The sequence below is a fragment of the Vibrio sp. THAF190c genome, from assembly GCF_009363355.1.
Lineage (GTDB): Bacteria > Pseudomonadota > Gammaproteobacteria > Enterobacterales > Vibrionaceae > Vibrio > Vibrio fortis_A.
The window spans coordinates 2856970-2873533 of the sequence record NZ_CP045338.1; the positions used below are offsets into that span (position 1 = coordinate 2856970).

Annotated in this window: 7 protein-coding genes, 15 tRNA genes and 4 rRNA genes; 17 read left to right on the forward strand and 9 right to left on the reverse strand. The window is 45.8% G+C overall.

What is annotated here, in order from left to right; translation table 11 throughout:
- Positions 1–42 precede the first annotated feature (42 nt).
- The 17 genes from mutY to FIV04_RS12860 all read left to right on the forward strand — a co-directional run bounded on the left by mutY (position 43) and on the right by FIV04_RS12860 (position 7856).
- Entirely contained in the window at positions 43–1104 is a 1062-nt protein-coding gene (gene mutY, locus FIV04_RS12780; protein WP_152469321.1) for an A/G-specific adenine glycosylase, read from the forward strand.
- Between the two features lie 28 nt (positions 1105–1132).
- The gene (locus FIV04_RS12785) at positions 1133–1405 is read left to right on the forward strand and encodes an oxidative damage protection protein (protein ID WP_032549860.1); all 273 of its coding nucleotides are present in this window, start codon (positions 1133–1135) and stop codon (positions 1403–1405) included.
- Positions 1406–1474: 69 nt separating this feature from the next.
- Complete coding sequence (gene mltC, locus FIV04_RS12790; RefSeq protein ID WP_150869315.1) at positions 1475–2608, forward strand: membrane-bound lytic murein transglycosylase MltC; 1134 nt, start codon at positions 1475–1477, stop codon at positions 2606–2608.
- A gap of 103 nt (positions 2609–2711) precedes the next feature.
- A tRNA-Phe gene (locus FIV04_RS12795) sits at positions 2712–2787 on the forward strand.
- 75 nt (positions 2788–2862) lie between these two features.
- A tRNA-Thr gene (locus FIV04_RS12800) sits at positions 2863–2938 on the forward strand.
- Between the two features lie 7 nt (positions 2939–2945).
- Positions 2946–3021, forward strand: a tRNA-Phe gene (locus FIV04_RS12805).
- Positions 3022–3076: 55 nt separating this feature from the next.
- A tRNA-Asn gene (locus FIV04_RS12810) sits at positions 3077–3152 on the forward strand.
- A 71-nt stretch (positions 3153–3223) separates the two neighbouring features.
- Positions 3224–3299, forward strand: a tRNA-Thr gene (locus tag FIV04_RS12815).
- Between the two features lie 7 nt (positions 3300–3306).
- Positions 3307–3382 (forward strand) — tRNA-Phe (locus FIV04_RS12820).
- 55 nt (positions 3383–3437) lie between these two features.
- Positions 3438–3513: transfer RNA gene (locus FIV04_RS12825), tRNA-Asn, on the forward strand.
- A 410-nt stretch (positions 3514–3923) separates the two neighbouring features.
- Entirely contained in the window at positions 3924–5549 is a 1626-nt protein-coding gene (locus tag FIV04_RS12830; protein ID WP_152469322.1) for a methyl-accepting chemotaxis protein, read from the forward strand.
- 236 nt (positions 5550–5785) lie between these two features.
- A tRNA-Phe gene (locus FIV04_RS12835) sits at positions 5786–5861 on the forward strand.
- 58 nt (positions 5862–5919) lie between these two features.
- A tRNA-Thr gene (locus FIV04_RS12840) sits at positions 5920–5995 on the forward strand.
- Between the two features lie 24 nt (positions 5996–6019).
- Positions 6020–6095 (forward strand) — tRNA-Asn (locus FIV04_RS12845).
- A 10-nt stretch (positions 6096–6105) separates the two neighbouring features.
- A tRNA-Thr gene (locus tag FIV04_RS12850) sits at positions 6106–6181 on the forward strand.
- 36 nt (positions 6182–6217) lie between these two features.
- A tRNA-Asn gene (locus FIV04_RS12855) sits at positions 6218–6293 on the forward strand.
- 459 nt (positions 6294–6752) lie between these two features.
- On the forward strand, positions 6753–7856 hold the full coding sequence (locus tag FIV04_RS12860) for a DUF1835 domain-containing protein (protein ID WP_172974248.1): 1104 nt from the start codon (positions 6753–6755) through the stop codon (positions 7854–7856).
- 870 nt (positions 7857–8726) lie between these two features.
- On the opposite strand, the gene FIV04_RS12865 is transcribed toward FIV04_RS12860, so the two are convergent.
- From FIV04_RS12865 to FIV04_RS12905, 9 genes are all read right to left on the reverse strand, one after another.
- Positions 8727–8803: transfer RNA gene (locus tag FIV04_RS12865), tRNA-Asp, on the reverse strand.
- Positions 8804–8833: 30 nt separating this feature from the next.
- Positions 8834–8949: ribosomal RNA gene (rrf, locus tag FIV04_RS12870) — 5S ribosomal RNA — on the reverse strand.
- Positions 8950–8992: 43 nt separating this feature from the next.
- Positions 8993–9068 (reverse strand) — tRNA-Thr (locus FIV04_RS12875).
- A 12-nt stretch (positions 9069–9080) separates the two neighbouring features.
- Positions 9081–9196, reverse strand: a 5S ribosomal RNA gene (gene rrf / locus FIV04_RS12880).
- 160 nt (positions 9197–9356) lie between these two features.
- Positions 9357–12248, reverse strand: a 23S ribosomal RNA gene (locus FIV04_RS12885).
- Between the two features lie 296 nt (positions 12249–12544).
- Positions 12545–12620: transfer RNA gene (locus tag FIV04_RS12890), tRNA-Glu, on the reverse strand.
- Between the two features lie 68 nt (positions 12621–12688).
- A 16S ribosomal RNA gene (locus FIV04_RS12895) occupies positions 12689–14241 on the reverse strand.
- Together the 16S, 23S and 5S rRNA genes with 3 tRNA genes alongside form the textbook arrangement of a ribosomal RNA operon.
- 563 nt (positions 14242–14804) lie before the next feature.
- The gene (locus tag FIV04_RS12900) at positions 14805–16058 is read right to left on the reverse strand and encodes an HD-GYP domain-containing protein (RefSeq protein WP_152469324.1); all 1254 of its coding nucleotides are present in this window, start codon (positions 16056–16058) and stop codon (positions 14805–14807) included.
- Positions 16059–16140: 82 nt separating this feature from the next.
- Positions 16141–16548 (reverse strand): VOC family protein, encoded by a 408-nt coding sequence (locus tag FIV04_RS12905; protein WP_152469325.1) that lies wholly within the window; start codon positions 16546–16548, stop codon positions 16141–16143.
- Positions 16549–16564: the final 16 nt, after the last annotated feature.

A 16564-nucleotide genomic window follows, 5' to 3' on the forward strand; every position in this document is an offset into this window, starting at 1 on the left:
GTGCAATTTCGTTTCTAATAATAGCAAAGCAATGAGCAAGTCGTGACTCCTTTCGCATCCGCCATATTAAAGTGGTATGACGCCTATGGGCGTAAAGAACTCCCATGGCAACAAAACAAAACCGCCTACTCCGTTTGGCTCTCTGAGATCATGCTCCAGCAGACGCAAGTCGCTACCGTGATCCCATATTACCAACGATTTCTGGAGCGCTTTCCAACCGTTATCGATCTTGCCAATGCAGAGCAAGATGAAGTGTTACACCTTTGGACCGGCCTTGGTTACTACGCAAGAGCGCGTAATCTACACAAAGCCGCAAAGATTGTTGCCACTGAGTATGGTGGAGAGTTTCCAACCAACATTGAAGAAATGAACGCCCTACCCGGCATTGGACGTTCAACCGCCGCAGCCGTTCTATCATCTGTCTATAAGCAGCCTCATGCGATTTTAGATGGCAACGTCAAACGAACCTTAGCAAGAAGTTTTGCCGTCGAAGGTTGGCCGGGGCAAAAAAAGGTTGAAAATCAGCTTTGGGAGCATGCTGAGTCAAATACTCCCAAACAAGATGTCGATAAGTACAACCAAGCTATGATGGATATGGGCGCTATGGTGTGCACTCGAAGCAAGCCGAAGTGCACGTTATGTCCAATTGAATCGATGTGTGAGGCAAACAAGCTAGACCGTCAGCTCGACTTTCCGGGTAAGAAGCCCAAGAAAGAGAAGCCTGTAAAAGAGACTTGGTTTGTGATTCTTTATCACGACAATCAGGTTTGGTTGGAGCAACGACCGCAATCAGGCATCTGGGGGGGGCTGTTCTGTTTCCCTCAACATGAAAATCAGGAGATTGAACACCAACTCGACATCCGCTCGATTGGCTCAGCTTCTATAGAAAACCAAGAGACTCTAATTGCGTTTAGGCATACCTTTAGCCATTACCACTTAGATATCACCCCTGTCGTAGTAAAATTAGACAAACAACCAGATTTGATAATGGAAGGGACAAAGGGTCTCTGGTATAACTTATCAAAACCTGAAGAGATAGGCTTAGCTGCTCCTGTTAAGCAGCTATTAGAAAGCCTAACCTTTGAATTAAACGATCACGTTTAAACAGACGAATACGACAAGAGGAACCATTATGAGCCGCACTGTATTTTGTGCTCGCCTACAGAAAGATGCTGAAGGCTTAGATTTTCAACTTTACCCAGGTGACTTAGGTAAGCGTATTTTCGACAATATTTCTAAAGAAGCATGGGCACTATGGCAAAGCAAGCAGACCATGCTTATCAATGAAAAGAAGCTAAACATGATGGATCCTGAGCACAGAAAACTGCTTGAGACAGAAATGGTTAACTTCCTTTTCGAAGGTAAAGATGTCGTGATTGATGGCTACACACCACCAAGCGAATAAGACATTTATTTACACCAAGTTTAATGACATCATGGTTCGCGCTGTGATGTCATTTTTGTATGAGGACCTATGAAAAAGCTGAGTTACTTCCTAGCGGCTATGCTACTTACCGGTTGTAGCCGAGAGTTCATTGAGAGCATTTATGACGTCAATTATGAACCGACCAACCGTTTTGCAGGTAACCTTGCGGAGCTACCGGGTCAATTCGAGAAAGATACAGGCGCACTCGATGCCCTCATCAATAGCTTCTCGGGTAACATCCAAAAACGTTGGGGCAGCAATGAAGTAAAGATTGCAGGTAAAAGTAACTATGTGAAATACATAGATAATTACTTGAGTCGTTCAGAAGTAAACTTCTCAAAAGGTCTGATTACCGTCGAAACGGTTTCATCGACAGAGCCCAAAAAGCACCTAAAAGATGCGATCATGACAACCTTGCTGACACCCGATGATCCAGCAAGTGTCGATCTATTCTCTTCTAAAAGCATCAAACTAGAAGGCCAGCCCTTCCTCTATAACCAAGTTGTTGATCAAGACAAAAAGCCTATTCAATGGACTTGGCGTGCCAATCGATTTGCTGACTACTTAATAGCAAACAACCTAAAAACGAAGAACGTCGACTTTAAAAAAGCCTATTACGTTGAGATCCCAATGGTGGCCGATCATGCGAGTAAACGAAGCTATAAATACGCTGACATCGTTCAGCGTGCTTCAAAGCGCTATGACATCCCAGAAGATCTTATCTACGCCATCATCAAAACTGAGAGTAGCTTTAACCCCTACGCCGTCAGTTGGGCTAACGCCTATGGTTTGATGCAGGTAGTCCCTAAAACTGCTGGCCGCGATGTCTTTAAGCTAGTGAAAAATAAATCGGGTGAGCCTAGCCCTGAATATTTATTTAATCCAGAAAACAACATTGATGCGGGTACTGCGTATTTCTACATCCTTAAAAATCGCTACTTAAAAGACGTTCGACACCCGACCACCTTGGAGTACAGCATGATTTCTGCGTACAACGGAGGCACAGGAGGAGTGTTAAATACCTTTAGTCGCGACAGAAAGCGCGCAATGAATGACCTTAACTCTTTGCAGCCGAATCAAGTTTATTGGGCATTAACCAAAAAGCATCCCAACAAAGAATCGCGTAGATACTTAGAAAAAGTAACAAAATTCAAAAAAGAGTTTAACCAAGGCAAAACCTAACCCTCACTTTTGAATAAAAAAACAACTAACGAACGTTTTTTTTAATTATTTTGAAAAAAGGTGTTGACGGTTATGCAGAAAATCCGTTTAATAGCGCTCCGTTGCCCGGATAGCTCAGTCGGTAGAGCAGAGGATTGAAAATCCTCGTGTCGGTGGTTCGATTCCGCCTCCGGGCACCACAATTTGATTTGTTGGTGTCAGCGCTTTTTAACAGGAAGCATTAACACGGACAAAAGCACAAAGAATATTAGTGTGCCGACTTAGCTCAGTAGGTAGAGCAACTGACTTGTAATCAGTAGGTCACCAGTTCGATTCCGGTAGTCGGCACCATTCTTTTGCCTCGATAGCTCAGTCGGTAGAGCAGAGGATTGAAAATCCTCGTGTCGGTGGTTCGATTCCGCCTCGAGGCACCATTATTTGGTGCTTAACAAATAATGGTCTTTAAGACCTGATGTTGACACAAATAATTCCCCCTTAGTTCAGTTGGTAGAACGGCGGACTGTTAATCCGTATGTCGCAGGTTCGAGTCCCGCAGGGGGAGCCACTTACAATTGAAGTGATTGATATCATTTCATAAAAAACGAAGAGTAACGTCTTCAGTAAAAGATATAGTGTGCCGACTTAGCTCAGTAGGTAGAGCAACTGACTTGTAATCAGTAGGTCACCAGTTCGATTCCGGTAGTCGGCACCATTCTTTTGCCTCGATAGCTCAGTCGGTAGAGCAGAGGATTGAAAATCCTCGTGTCGGTGGTTCGATTCCGCCTCGAGGCACCATTATTTGGTGCTTAACAAATAGTGGTCTTTAAGACCTGATGTTGACACAAATAATTCCCCCTTAGTTCAGTTGGTAGAACGGCGGACTGTTAATCCGTATGTCGCAGGTTCGAGTCCCGCAGGGGGAGCCATTTTAGAGAAAGCCTCATCACATGATGAGGCTTTTTCGTATCTAACACACCTACTTTGTGCCAAAGCAATGTCTCAGACGAATCGTCGGACCGCCCTATCACTAGATCCTGTTAATGTATTTCCTTCTGATACAAGCTATATCTTAGAGTCACATCAAGACTTATTCACTTAAACGAAACCCCCTACACACCTCAGAACATCGATTCTTTCGTGCTACTGACAAATTTTATTTCTGCTCACAAAACAGGCAAGCACTTACATTCACCACACAAAACGGCACACTGTTACTTTTTTTGCGTCGTAAATTTAATCTCTATCAAACTTTCGTATTTTTCCGATATCTGCCCTACACCACTTAGATTACTATCCGATGAAACAGCTCGATTATTTTTATGCTGTGTGAGGAAACATGAAATTAAAAACGCAAGCTTACATCTTATCTGCAATTATTCTGGTTGCCCTGTTAGCACTAACAGCCACCGGCCTTTGGACATTGAGAGTCGCCAGTAACATCGACAACAAGGCTCGTGTTACTGAGCTATTCAAGAGCGCCTACAGCATTCTCACAGAAGTAGAGAAAATGGCGATTGATGGCACTCTAGAAGAAGAGCAAGCGAAACAACTTGCAACACGCCTACTGCGTAACAACATTTATAAAGATAACGAGTATGTGTACGTTGCCGATGAGAATATGACCTTTGTGGCAACCCCACTTGATCCTCAATTGCATGGAACCAGCTTTAATGACTTTAAAGATGGTGATGGCAATAGCGTTGGCCAGCTTATTCAAAGAGTTCTTGGTAATCGTACCGGGCAGATCGTTGAATACACTTGGACTCAAAAACTGCCAGATGGAACTATCGAAGAAAAACTCTCTATCGCAGAGAAAACTCCGCATTGGGGTTGGGTTGTTGGTACAGGAATTGGCTTCAACGAAGTTAACGCACGTTTTTGGTCGACAGCTCAGTGGCAACTGTTCCTTTGTCTAGTGATCGCTGGTGTTATCCTTTCAAGCCTAATCCTCTCGATCAAACGTATGCTTGCACTCCTTGGTGGAGAGCCTAAGGACGTAAGAGAAGCGGTTCAAGCTGTAGCTCAAGGCAAAATTCAAACATCGTTTGAGACTAAGCCAGAAAACGGCAGTATTTACCACGCTGTGCAACAGATGAGTAAATCACTAGCTGAACTGGTCTCTAACCTAAACGCATCCATGCTTGCACTACGAGGCGAGCTACTGCGTGTAGAAGACCGTGCAGGCTCGATAGCTCAGCTCACAGAGACTCAACAACAATCAACCGAGATGATTGCGACAGCAATGACTGAGATGGCGTCGTCCGCAAACAACGTAGCTGATTCTGCAGGTGATACCGCGCGCAACACGGACGAAGCGGACAAACAGAGTCAACATACTCAACGCCTCATCCATAACACTGTAGACAACATCCAAGGCCTTGCCGGCCAGCTCAACACGGCTAGCGAAGCGGTCGCTAATCTAGATAACGATGTGAATAACATTGTTAAAGTATTAGACGTAATCGGTGACATCGCAGAACAAACTAATCTACTCGCCCTCAATGCCGCGATAGAAGCCGCACGTGCTGGTGAACAAGGCCGAGGGTTTGCAGTGGTCGCTGACGAAGTTCGTAACCTAGCAGGCCGAACGCAAGACAGCACCAAAGAGATCCAGTTGATGATTAACAATCTTCAAGAAGGCTCTCGCAATGCCATCCAGACAATGGAAGTCTGTGCTGAAACAAGTCAAAGCACAGTAACAGAGTCTCAGAACGCATCAGAAGCCTTACAACAGATTGTGATTGCTCTTGAGTCTATCTCTTCAATGAGCCATCAAATTGCGACAGCTGCAGCCGAGCAGACCCAAGTGAGCGACGACATATCTAAACGCATCAATATGATCGAAGAGAGTGGCAATCAATTGAGTGGCGTGGTGACTGAAAGTCATAACAGCACTCAAACTCTAGCCTCACTTTCTAATGAACTTGAAGCCTGGGTTAACCGTTTTGAAGTAAAACACTAACTCACCATTCATTTGACTGACTAAAAAAGCACGTTTTCATACGTGCTTTTTTTTATTTAACCACTTTTTACGAGAGTTTAAACTCATACTGCATCTGGTTTAGTGCATGCTAGGCCTAGGTTTTTCGTACAAAATGGATAAAAACACCCCACTAAGTATAGAAAAACATCAAACAATACTTTTTTTGCAATTTAGTGTTGACCCAGAACCGGAAAACACGTTTAATACACCTCGTCGCCCGGATAGCTCAGTCGGTAGAGCAGAGGATTGAAAATCCTCGTGTCGGTGGTTCGATTCCGCCTCCGGGCACCACAATTTATTTGTTGGTGTCTATAAGACAACAGCAGTAAAGCACGAAGAAATTATCAGTGCCGACTTAGCTCAGTAGGTAGAGCAACTGACTTGTAATCAGTAGGTCACCAGTTCGATTCCGGTAGTCGGCACCATTTCTTTCAAGCTTTAAGAATAATTCCCCCTTAGTTCAGTTGGTAGAACGGCGGACTGTTAATCCGTATGTCGCAGGTTCGAGTCCCGCAGGGGGAGCCACATTTAGTGTGCCGACTTAGCTCAGTAGGTAGAGCAACTGACTTGTAATCAGTAGGTCACCAGTTCGATTCCGGTAGTCGGCACCATTTATATTATTGAGAAGATTTGTCTTCTTAAATAATTCCCCCTTAGTTCAGTTGGTAGAACGGCGGACTGTTAATCCGTATGTCGCAGGTTCGAGTCCCGCAGGGGGAGCCAATTTAGAGAAAGCCTCATCACACGATGAGGCTTTTTCGTATCTAATGCTCCTGCTTTGTGCCAAAGCAATTTCACCGTTCAGTTACCGAGTAGCCTAACCTGTCGCACTATTCATAGTATTAAATATCCCACAAACTCAGCCTGTTACTTTCGTTATCTGCTGCCTTCGTATATATTGGTTAAAGCGTTACCTGCGCTTCCTACTCGCGGAAAGAGTTAAACTCAAGGCCATCAAACTTCTCCCTCTTGGGAAACTACAATTTGATTTACCTTCTCTTCTGATCAGCGAGTGCAGAAGTTACGAGATGGTGAATATATGAATGCTTTTTCTCTCAACCTGACATACCTAAAAAACACGCGAAATCTCGACTAAAACGAATCAGGTCGGGCTCTGTCGAAGACTTACGTTGGTTACTCGCTCTACATCCTCAGCCTCTCCTATCAGCTGATAGCGTTAAGTTGGCAGACGTACACTTAGCATTAGCACGAGAGCTAGGGGTAAGTAGCTGGAGTAAGTTGTTATCACATATTGATAGCCTAGACAGAAATAAAAGTTCAGATGGCGCTCCTCTACCCGCTCTAGACAATGACTTACAAACCCTACATGTACGTTGCGGTCATGATATACAGCAAACATTAGAGCAAGCAGGATTCAGTGGAGACTTCCTCCCATACATAGAACCGCTATGTATCGGCCCTTTATTTCTGGATGAAAAGACGCTTTCAGAGATCAGAGCAGAATATATATCTGATCGACTTCTGTCTGAGATGAAAGAGGTAGAAAAGTCGCTTGAGCAAATAAAGTCTGAAGCGAAACAAGCGACGAGCAAGCTCTTAGATAATGACTATCAACGTATTGTTTTATGGGTTGAACACGACAACTACGATCAATTGATGTTGATTAGATCTTTGTATCTACTTTCATACCAAAATATTACTAAGGTAGAGATTATCGAGGTGAGTACCTTCCCAGGTAGAGAAAGATTCATCGGTTTAGGTCAACTGCCTCCTGAAGCGCTGCGTGCACTCTGGAATAGTCGAAAAAAAGTATCTGTAGAGCATATAACGGTAGCAACAGAGTTATGGCCGGCTTTCTGTTCAAAGAGCCCTTTAAAGCTAGTCGAGTACTACCACAAAGTAGACCAAGGCCTTTTCCCTAATATTAGAGCAGTAATATTTAGACACTTACAGGAACTCCCCCACATAGACTCAAAGTATGGGTTAGTGGAACGCCTGACTATAGATATCTTAAAAAATGAAGAAGAGGGCCTAGAATTCAATGAACTCTTTAAACGCTATATGAAGTTAGAGCCTTTAGTATATTTAGGAGACCTAATGTATTGGGCTCTGATTAAACCGTTAACTGAGAGCCCTGAGCCCATCTTGCAAGCCCAAAGATCAGAGAGCAAAGATTGGTATAACAACCGCATCTACCTCTCCAAGTCTAGCCACAATAGAACTGGTAAAGTTGCAGACAAGTGGGTTGGCGGAATTCACCTCACTCCTAACAACTTTTGGAGCTGGGATCATCAGGACTTAGCGACGATATCCCATTATAACTAGATGCACATAAGTGTCTTATCGTGTGGAGAGCTTAGATTTACTCCACACTTACTTTATATCCGAACCCTCTCCCCCTCCAGCCCCCTCAGCAAGCCTCTAATGAAGCTCATCAAAAAGTGTACCCATGAAATTCTCATGCCACTCCCCCCTTTGCTAGATAGCACTACGGCTCGATTAAACCCACTCTATAAGCCCCCTAGGCACCGAGTGTGAATTAGCAGACGACCAATGAAGGAACAAACGTGATTTATCGATGATTGGACAGAGGCTTTCGAACAAAGAGTAGGCTTTTTAACGATAACCGATCAACTGAAACCATAGACGACCACAACGCACAGATCGAAGACCAAGATACACACCCCAGAAACTACGAAAGCCTAATCATGAGACTGGTCTTTCTGATAAATGGCGGATGGCGGGGACGCCTAGTTCGGGGTTGCGGACAACGGGCAAACCTTTTGCGGGACTCTTTCGACCGAAGGACGAATACAATCATTCAAACGTAAAAAAGCCCAAGCAGTTATGCTTGGGCTTAGTATAAGTGGCGGAATAGCTGGGGTCGCAGGCGACCTGGACTCGTTGGTCAATGACCAAAATACCTACCCCCAGAAACGACGAAAGCCTAGCCGTAAGACTAGGCTTTCTGATAAGTGACGTAGTGGCCGGGGTTGCGGGCAACCGGGACTCTTTCGACCGAAGGGCGAACACAATCATTCAAACGTAAAAAAGCCCAAGCAGTTATGCTTGGGCTTAAGTATAAGTGGCGGAATGGCTGGGGTCGCAGGCGACCGGGACTCGTTGGTCGAAGACCAAAATACCTACCCCTAGAAACGACGAAAGCCTAGTCGTAAGACTAGGCTTTCTGATAAGTGGCGGAGTGGACGGGACTCGAACCCGCGACCCCCGGCGTGACAGGCCGGTATTCTAACCAACTGAACTACCACTCCGCAGTGTCTATTCAGCTTAAAGCAATTTGAGCCTGACGATGTCCTACTCTCACATGGGGAAGCCCCACACTACCATCGGCGCTATTGCGTTTCACTTCTGAGTTCGGCATGGAATCAGGTGGGTCCACAATGCTATGGTCGTCAAACAAATTCTGTGGTTAATTTGAAGTATCAAATCAACAAAATAAATGGTGCTAGTACCCAGATTTGAACTGGGGACCTCACCCTTACCAAGGGTGCGCTCTACCAACTGAGCCATACCAGCACAAAATTTGGAGCCTGGCGATGTTCTACTCTCACATGGGGAAGCCCCACACTACCATCGACGCTATTGCGTTTCACTTCTGAGTTCGGCATGGAATCAGGTGGGTCCACAACGCTATGGTCGCCAAGCAAATTCTTTATTACTTTCAGCTTTAAAAAAGCTAAAGGTAAAATAATTTGGAAAGCTATTAAAAGTTCTTACTTAAACTTATTCAAGTGTTCTTGTTTGCTTCTGCTTTTTAAAGCGGAAACAACAGTTTTGAGTCCATCAAAACCCCTTGGGTGTTGTATGGTTAAGCCTCACGGGCAATTAGTACAGGTTAGCTCAACGCCTCACAGCGCTTACACACCCTGCCTATCAACGTTCTAGTCTTGAACAACCCTTTAGGACGCTTAAAGCGCCAGGGAAGACTCATCTCAGGGCTCGCTTCCCGCTTAGATGCTTTCAGCGGTTATCGATTCCGAACTTAGCTACCGGGCAATGCCATTGGCATGACAACCCGAACACCAGAGGTTCGTCCACTCCGGTCCTCTCGTACTAGGAGCAGCCCCCTTCAATCTTCCAACGCCCACGGCAGATAGGGACCGAACTGTCTCACGACGTTCTAAACCCAGCTCGCGTACCACTTTAAATGGCGAACAGCCATACCCTTGGGACCGACTTCAGCCCCAGGATGTGATGAGCCGACATCGAGGTGCCAAACACCGCCGTCGATATGAACTCTTGGGCGGTATCAGCCTGTTATCCCCGGAGTACCTTTTATCCGTTGAGCGATGGCCCTTCCATTCAGAACCACCGGATCACTATGACCTGCTTTCGCACCTGCTCGAATTGTCATTCTCGCAGTCAAGCGGGCTTATGCCATTGCACTAACCTCACGATGTCCAACCGTGATTAGCCCACCTTCGTGCTCCTCCGTTACTCTTTGGGAGGAGACCGCCCCAGTCAAACTACCCACCAGGCACTGTCCGTAATCCCGATTCAGGGACCAACGTTAGAACATCAACACTACAAGGGTGGTATTTCAAGGACGACTCCACCACATCTAGCGACGCGGTTTCAAAGTCTCCCACCTATCCTACACATGTAGGGTCAATGTTCAGTGCCAAGCTGTAGTAAAGGTTCACGGGGTCTTTCCGTCTAGCCGCGGGTACACTGCATCTTCACAGCGATTTCAATTTCACTGAGTCTCGGGTGGAGACAGCGTGGCCATCATTACGCCATTCGTGCAGGTCGGAACTTACCCGACAAGGAATTTCGCTACCTTAGGACCGTTATAGTTACGGCCGCCGTTTACCGGGGCTTCGATCAAGAGCTTCGACCGAAGTCTAACCCCATCAATTAACCTTCCGGCACCGGGCAGGCGTCACACCGTATACGTCATCTTACGATTTTGCACAGTGCTGTGTTTTTAATAAACAGTTGCAGCCACCTGGTATCTGCGACTCTCGTCAGCTCCATCCGCGAGGGACTTCACCGATAAGAGCGTACCTTCTCCCGAAGTTACGGTACCATTTTGCCTAGTTCCTTCACCCGAGTTCTCTCAAGCGCCTTGGTATTCTCTACCCGACCACCTGTGTCGGTTTGGGGTACGATTCCTTACAATCTGAAGCTTAGAGGCTTTTCCTGGAAGCATGGCATCAATGACTTCACCACCGTAGTGGCTCGACATCGTATCTCAGCGTTAATGAAGAGCCGGATTTACCTAACTCTTCCGCCTACGTACTTGAACCTGGACAACCGTCGCCAGGCCCACCTAGCCTTCTCCGTCCCCCCATCGCAATTGTAAGAAGTACGGGAATATTAACCCGTTTCCCATCGACTACGCCTTTCGGCCTCGCCTTAGGGGTCGACTTACCCTGCCCCGATTAACGTTGGACAGGAACCCTTGGTCTTCCGGCGAGGGAGTTTTTCACTCCCTTTATCGTTACTCATGTCAGCATTCGCACTTCTGATACCTCCAGCAGCCCTTACAGACCACCTTCAACGGCTTACAGAACGCTCCCCTACCCCGCACACTAAAGTGTGCAGCCGCAGCTTCGGTGTATAGCTTAGCCCCGTTACATCTTCCGCGCAGGCCGACTCGACCAGTGAGCTATTACGCTTTCTTTAAATGATGGCTGCTTCTAAGCCAACATCCTGGCTGTCTGAGCCTTCCCACATCGTTTCCCACTTAGCTATACTTTGGGACCTTAGCTGGCGGTCTGGGTTGTTTCCCTCTCCACGACGGACGTTAGCACCCGCCGTGTGTCTCCCGGATAGTACTTACTGGTATTCGGAGTTTGCAAAGGGTTGGTAAGTCGGGATGACCCCCTAGCCTTAACAGTGCTCTACCCCCAGTAGTATTCGTCCGAGGCGCTACCTAAATAGCTTTCGGGGAGAACCAGCTATCTCCAGGTTTGATTGGCCTTTCACCCCTAGCCACAAGTCATCCGCTAATTTTTCAACATTAGTCGGTTCGGTCCTCCAGTTGATGTTACTCAACCTTCAACCTGCCCATGGCTAGATCACCTGGTTTCGGGTCTATATCCAGAGACTGAACGCCCAGTTAAGACTCGGTTTCCCTACGGCTCCCCTAAACGGTTAACCTTGCCACTGAATATAAGTCGCTGACCCATTATACAAAAGGTACGCAGTCACACCACGAAGGTGCTCCTACTGCTTGTACGTACACGGTTTCAGGTTCTATTTCACTCCCCTCACAGGGGTTCTTTTCGCCTTTCCCTCACGGTACTGGTTCACTATCGGTCAGTCAGTAGTATTTAGCCTTGGAGGATGGTCCCCCCATATTCAGACAGGATATCACGTGTCCCGCCCTACTCGATTTCACTGATTATGATGTGTCGGTTACGGGGCTATCACCCTTTATTGCGAGACTTTCCAGACTCTTCACCTGCATCATTAAAAGCTTAAGGGCTAATCCAATTTCGCTCGCCGCTACTTTCGGAATCTCGGTTGATTTCTCTTCCTCGGGGTACTTAGATGTTTCAGTTCCCCCGGTTTGCCTCTTGTTGCTATGTATTCACAACAAGATACTTACTTATGTAAGTGGGTTTCCCCATTCGGAAATCCCAGACTCAAAAGGTTTTTACTACCTAATCTGGGCTTATCGCAAGTTAATACGTCCTTCATCGCCTCTGACTGCCAAGGCATCCACCGTGTACGCTTAGTCACTTAACCATACAACCCGAAGAAGTTTCGAGTTGATGATAAATCACCAAGGTTTTTGGTTGTAATAAGAAGGGTTAGTTCTTATTACGTGTTTGCCGGACTCAATGGTGATTCAAATTAAATTTAAATCGAATACAAGACACTTGAATGTGTTTGTGTTGTGTTTATCTAAAGATAAACATTGAGAACTTTTAATTTGATTTAAATAACTGTGTTATTTAAATCAGTCAGCTTTCCAAATTGTTAAAGAGCAGATTTCTTAACGAAACCATTTTTAAAAGCACTACTTAAAATGCACTTAAAGATGGTATCCCGTAGGGGAGTCGAACCCCTGTTACCGCCGTGAAAGGGCGGTGTCCTAGGCCTCTAGACGAACGGGACACTAAGATATCTCTTAACTTTCTAAACCATATCAATCTGTGTGGACACTTATCGTGAACATCTTCGTATAAGGAGGTGATCCAGCCCCAGGTTCCCCTAGGGCTACCTTGTTACGACTTCACCCCAGTCATGAACCACAAAGTGGTGAGCGTCCTCCCGAAGGTTAAACTACCCACTTCTTTTGCAGCCCACTCCCATGGTGTGACGGGCGGTGTGTACAAGGCCCGGGAACGTATTCACCGTAGCATTCTGATCTACGATTACTAGCGATTCCGACTTCATGGAGTCGAGTTGCAGACTCCAATCCGGACTACGACGCACTTTTTGGGATTCGCTCACTCTCGCGAGTTGGCTGCCCTCTGTATGCGCCATTGTAGCACGTGTGTAGCCCTACTCGTAAGGGCCATGATGACTTGACGTCGTCCCCACCTTCCTCCGGTTTATCACCGGCAGTCTCCCTGGAGTTCCCGACATTACTCGCTGGCAAACAAGGATAAGGGTTGCGCTCGTTGCGGGACTTAACCCAACATTTCACAACACGAGCTGACGACAGCCATGCAGCACCTGTCTCAGAGTTCCCGAAGGCACCAATCCATCTCTGGAAAGTTCTCTGGATGTCAAGAGTAGGTAAGGTTCTTCGCGTTGCATCGAATTAAACCACATGCTCCACCGCTTGTGCGGGCCCCCGTCAATTCATTTGAGTTTTAATCTTGCGACCGTACTCCCCAGGCGGTCTACTTAACGCGTTAGCTCCGAAAGCCACGGCTCAAGGCCACAACCTCCAAGTAGACATCGTTTACGGCGTGGACTACCAGGGTATCTAATCCTGTTTGCTCCCCACGCTTTCGCATCTGAGTGTCAGTATCTGTCCAGGGGGCCGCCTTCGCCACTGGTATTCCTTCAGATCTCTACGCATTTCACCGCTACACCTGAAATTCTACCCCCCTCTACAGTACTCTAGTTTGCCAGTTTCAAATGCAGTTCCGAGGTTGAGCCCCGGGCTTTCACATCTGACTTAACAAACCACCTGCATGCGCTTTACGCCCAGTAATTCCGATTAACGCTCGCACCCTCCGTATTACCGCGGCTGCTGGCACGGAGTTAGCCGGTGCTTCTTCTGCAGCTAACGTCAAGAGATGCCGCTATTAACGACACCCCCTTCCTCACTGCTGAAAGTACTTTACAACCCGAAGGCCTTCTTCATACACGCGGCATGGCTGCATCAGGCTTGCGCCCATTGTGCAATATTCCCCACTGCTGCCTCCCGTAGGAGTCTGGACCGTGTCTCAGTTCCAGTGTGGCTGATCATCCTCTCAGACCAGCTAGGGATCGTCGCCTTGGTGAGCCATTACCTCACCAACTAGCTAATCCCACCTAGGCATATCTTGACGCGAGAGGCCCGAAGGTCCCCCTCTTTGGCCCGTAGGCATCATGCGGTATTAGCCATCGTTTCCAATGGTTATCCCCCACATCAAGGCAATTTCCTAGGCATTACTCACCCGTCCGCCGCTCGACGCCGTTATCGTTCCCCGAAGGTTCAGATAACTCGTTTCCGCTCGACTTGCATGTGTTAGGCCTGCCGCCAGCGTTCAATCTGAGCCATGATCAAACTCTTCAATTTAAGATTTTGTGACTCAATGAATACTGATTACATTCCCTATTCTTACGAATAGTGACTGTGAATTGACTGTGCCGAATCTTACGATTCGAATTGGTCACTCAGTTCATTGAAATCATTTTGATACCGAAGTATCTGTTTGCCTTTGCTTACTAAAAGCGAAAACAAACTTAGTGATATTCATCAACGAGTGCCCACACAGATTGATAGGTTTAAATTGTTAAAGAACTTCTCTTCGTTGTGACTTACATCACTTCGGAAGAGGCGGCCATTCTAGCGACTTAATTCTCAGTGTCAAACACTTTTTGAAAATTAATTTCTACTTTCTAAAAGTAGGAGTGAAATATCGCTTTAAGCTAGTTGCCGAACTAACATTCTTCGCTGAAGCCTTGCGGCGCCTGCCGTGTCAGTGAGGCGGTATTATAGAGATGCTCCTCACATTGGCAAGCATTTATTGAAGAAAAATAGAAAAATAGAGGCTAAGCGACCAAATAACGCTCAAAGGTTTATTTGTACAAAAATATACGCATTTTTATACAAAATACTCACAGCGCCCTGTGGATAAGTTAAGCGTTATTATCGAAAAAGTACGTAATCCTAGCTCTTGGATTTAAATACTCTTGTACTTGTTGTGGCAATTTACTCGGATGAACCGCACTAGAGATCTTTATATCTTTACTTGCTAGCTCGATGATCGGAGCTTGAGTGCTAGGTACACTCGGATCATAAATCAAAACATTAGGGTAAAGGATATGATCTGCATTTACTGAGATAACAATACCGATAGAGTCATTAGATAACTGGACTACCGTTCCTGGAGGGTACACTCCCATTAACTTAACCAAATGATTCAAGTTCTCGTGGCTATATAGGTGCTTACAACTCTTATATAGATGAGACAACGCTAAGTATGGAATTTTTTGTTCCGCTGGAATCCTATTGTGGCATAGAGAATCAAAAGCATTCGCCACGGCGACAACTTTAGCAAACTCATCGATCTCATTTTCTTTGAGCCCTTCAGGGTATCCAGAACCATCATTCATTTCGTGATGCTGAGCAATCACTTTATGAACGCTTTCAGGCATACCTTCTATAGCACCCACAATATCTACACCGTATTTGGTATGCAGCTTTAAGTAGTTTGCTTCTGGCACAGTCAGAGCGGTTTGCTTTCGAAGAATCGCCACTGGGATTTTCACTTTGCCGATGTCATGGAAAAGTGCGCCCAACGCCAACTCTTTTAATTGCTCACTACTATACCCTTTAGCTTTACCTATCATTAAAGCAATGACCGAGACATTAAGTGAGTGAAAATAGAGATCTTCAAATTCACCCTTACCCGTCATTAAGTGCAGTGAAACATTATCATCACTCAAAAACTTATCGACGATATCATCAACTAGAGACTTTACTTCTTCAGCGGCATCTAAAGGACGATTTCTGATTTTGGTCATAATGGCGCGCATTCGAGCGAGAGAGCGTTCAAACTCTTTTTCACAATGACTCACTTTACGACGGTAAGAGCTTAAAGTTTCGATTCGCTCACGTTTATGTTTCCACATAGCCTCAGCTTCTAACGAAACGTCTGACATTTCATCTAGAGGTTCTAAAGCGGCTTGCTCTACAGGAAGAGGGGTTGTATCACTCTGACTTGGGTTTATATAGACGTGCTTAATGCCGAGATGACGAATGACTCGAACTTGTTCTTCATCTTTGATTTTAAAGCTATTAAATAAAAATGGGTGTTCATTCCACTTAACCGGTAATCTTATGTGTAGGCCCGGCTGAATACGGTCCACTGTAATCTTTATGCTGCCCATTTTATATATAACTTTGATTATAAAACTCTATTTATAATTCTAATCAAATGGGACAGCAATTTCATTATGCAACTTTACACACTCAACCCATTGAGTCGCAATGTATCATCCAGCGAATACCAAACTTGTCTTCTACTTTGCCAAACCTCGCTCCCCAAAAGGTGTCTGCCAATGGCATCATTACTCTGCCACCCTGCTTCAAACTCTCAAAGATCTGCTCCTGTGTGGCAATATCTTCTGTAACTAATGAGAGCGCGAGGTTATTACCTTGTAGTTCCTTGGCATGCACGCCATCAGACATCATTAGCTTCATACCAAAAGCTTCAAATTCTGAGTGCATAATCCAATCGGGTTCTGCCCCTTCGACCACTTGCGGTGCATCTTTAAAATATTGCTTAGATAGGATGACGCCACCAAAGCATTTTCTATAAAACTCTAAAGCTTCGTCGCAGCGTCCATCAAAAAAAAGGTAAGGGGTCAGTTTCAGCATAGATATCTCCTTGTTG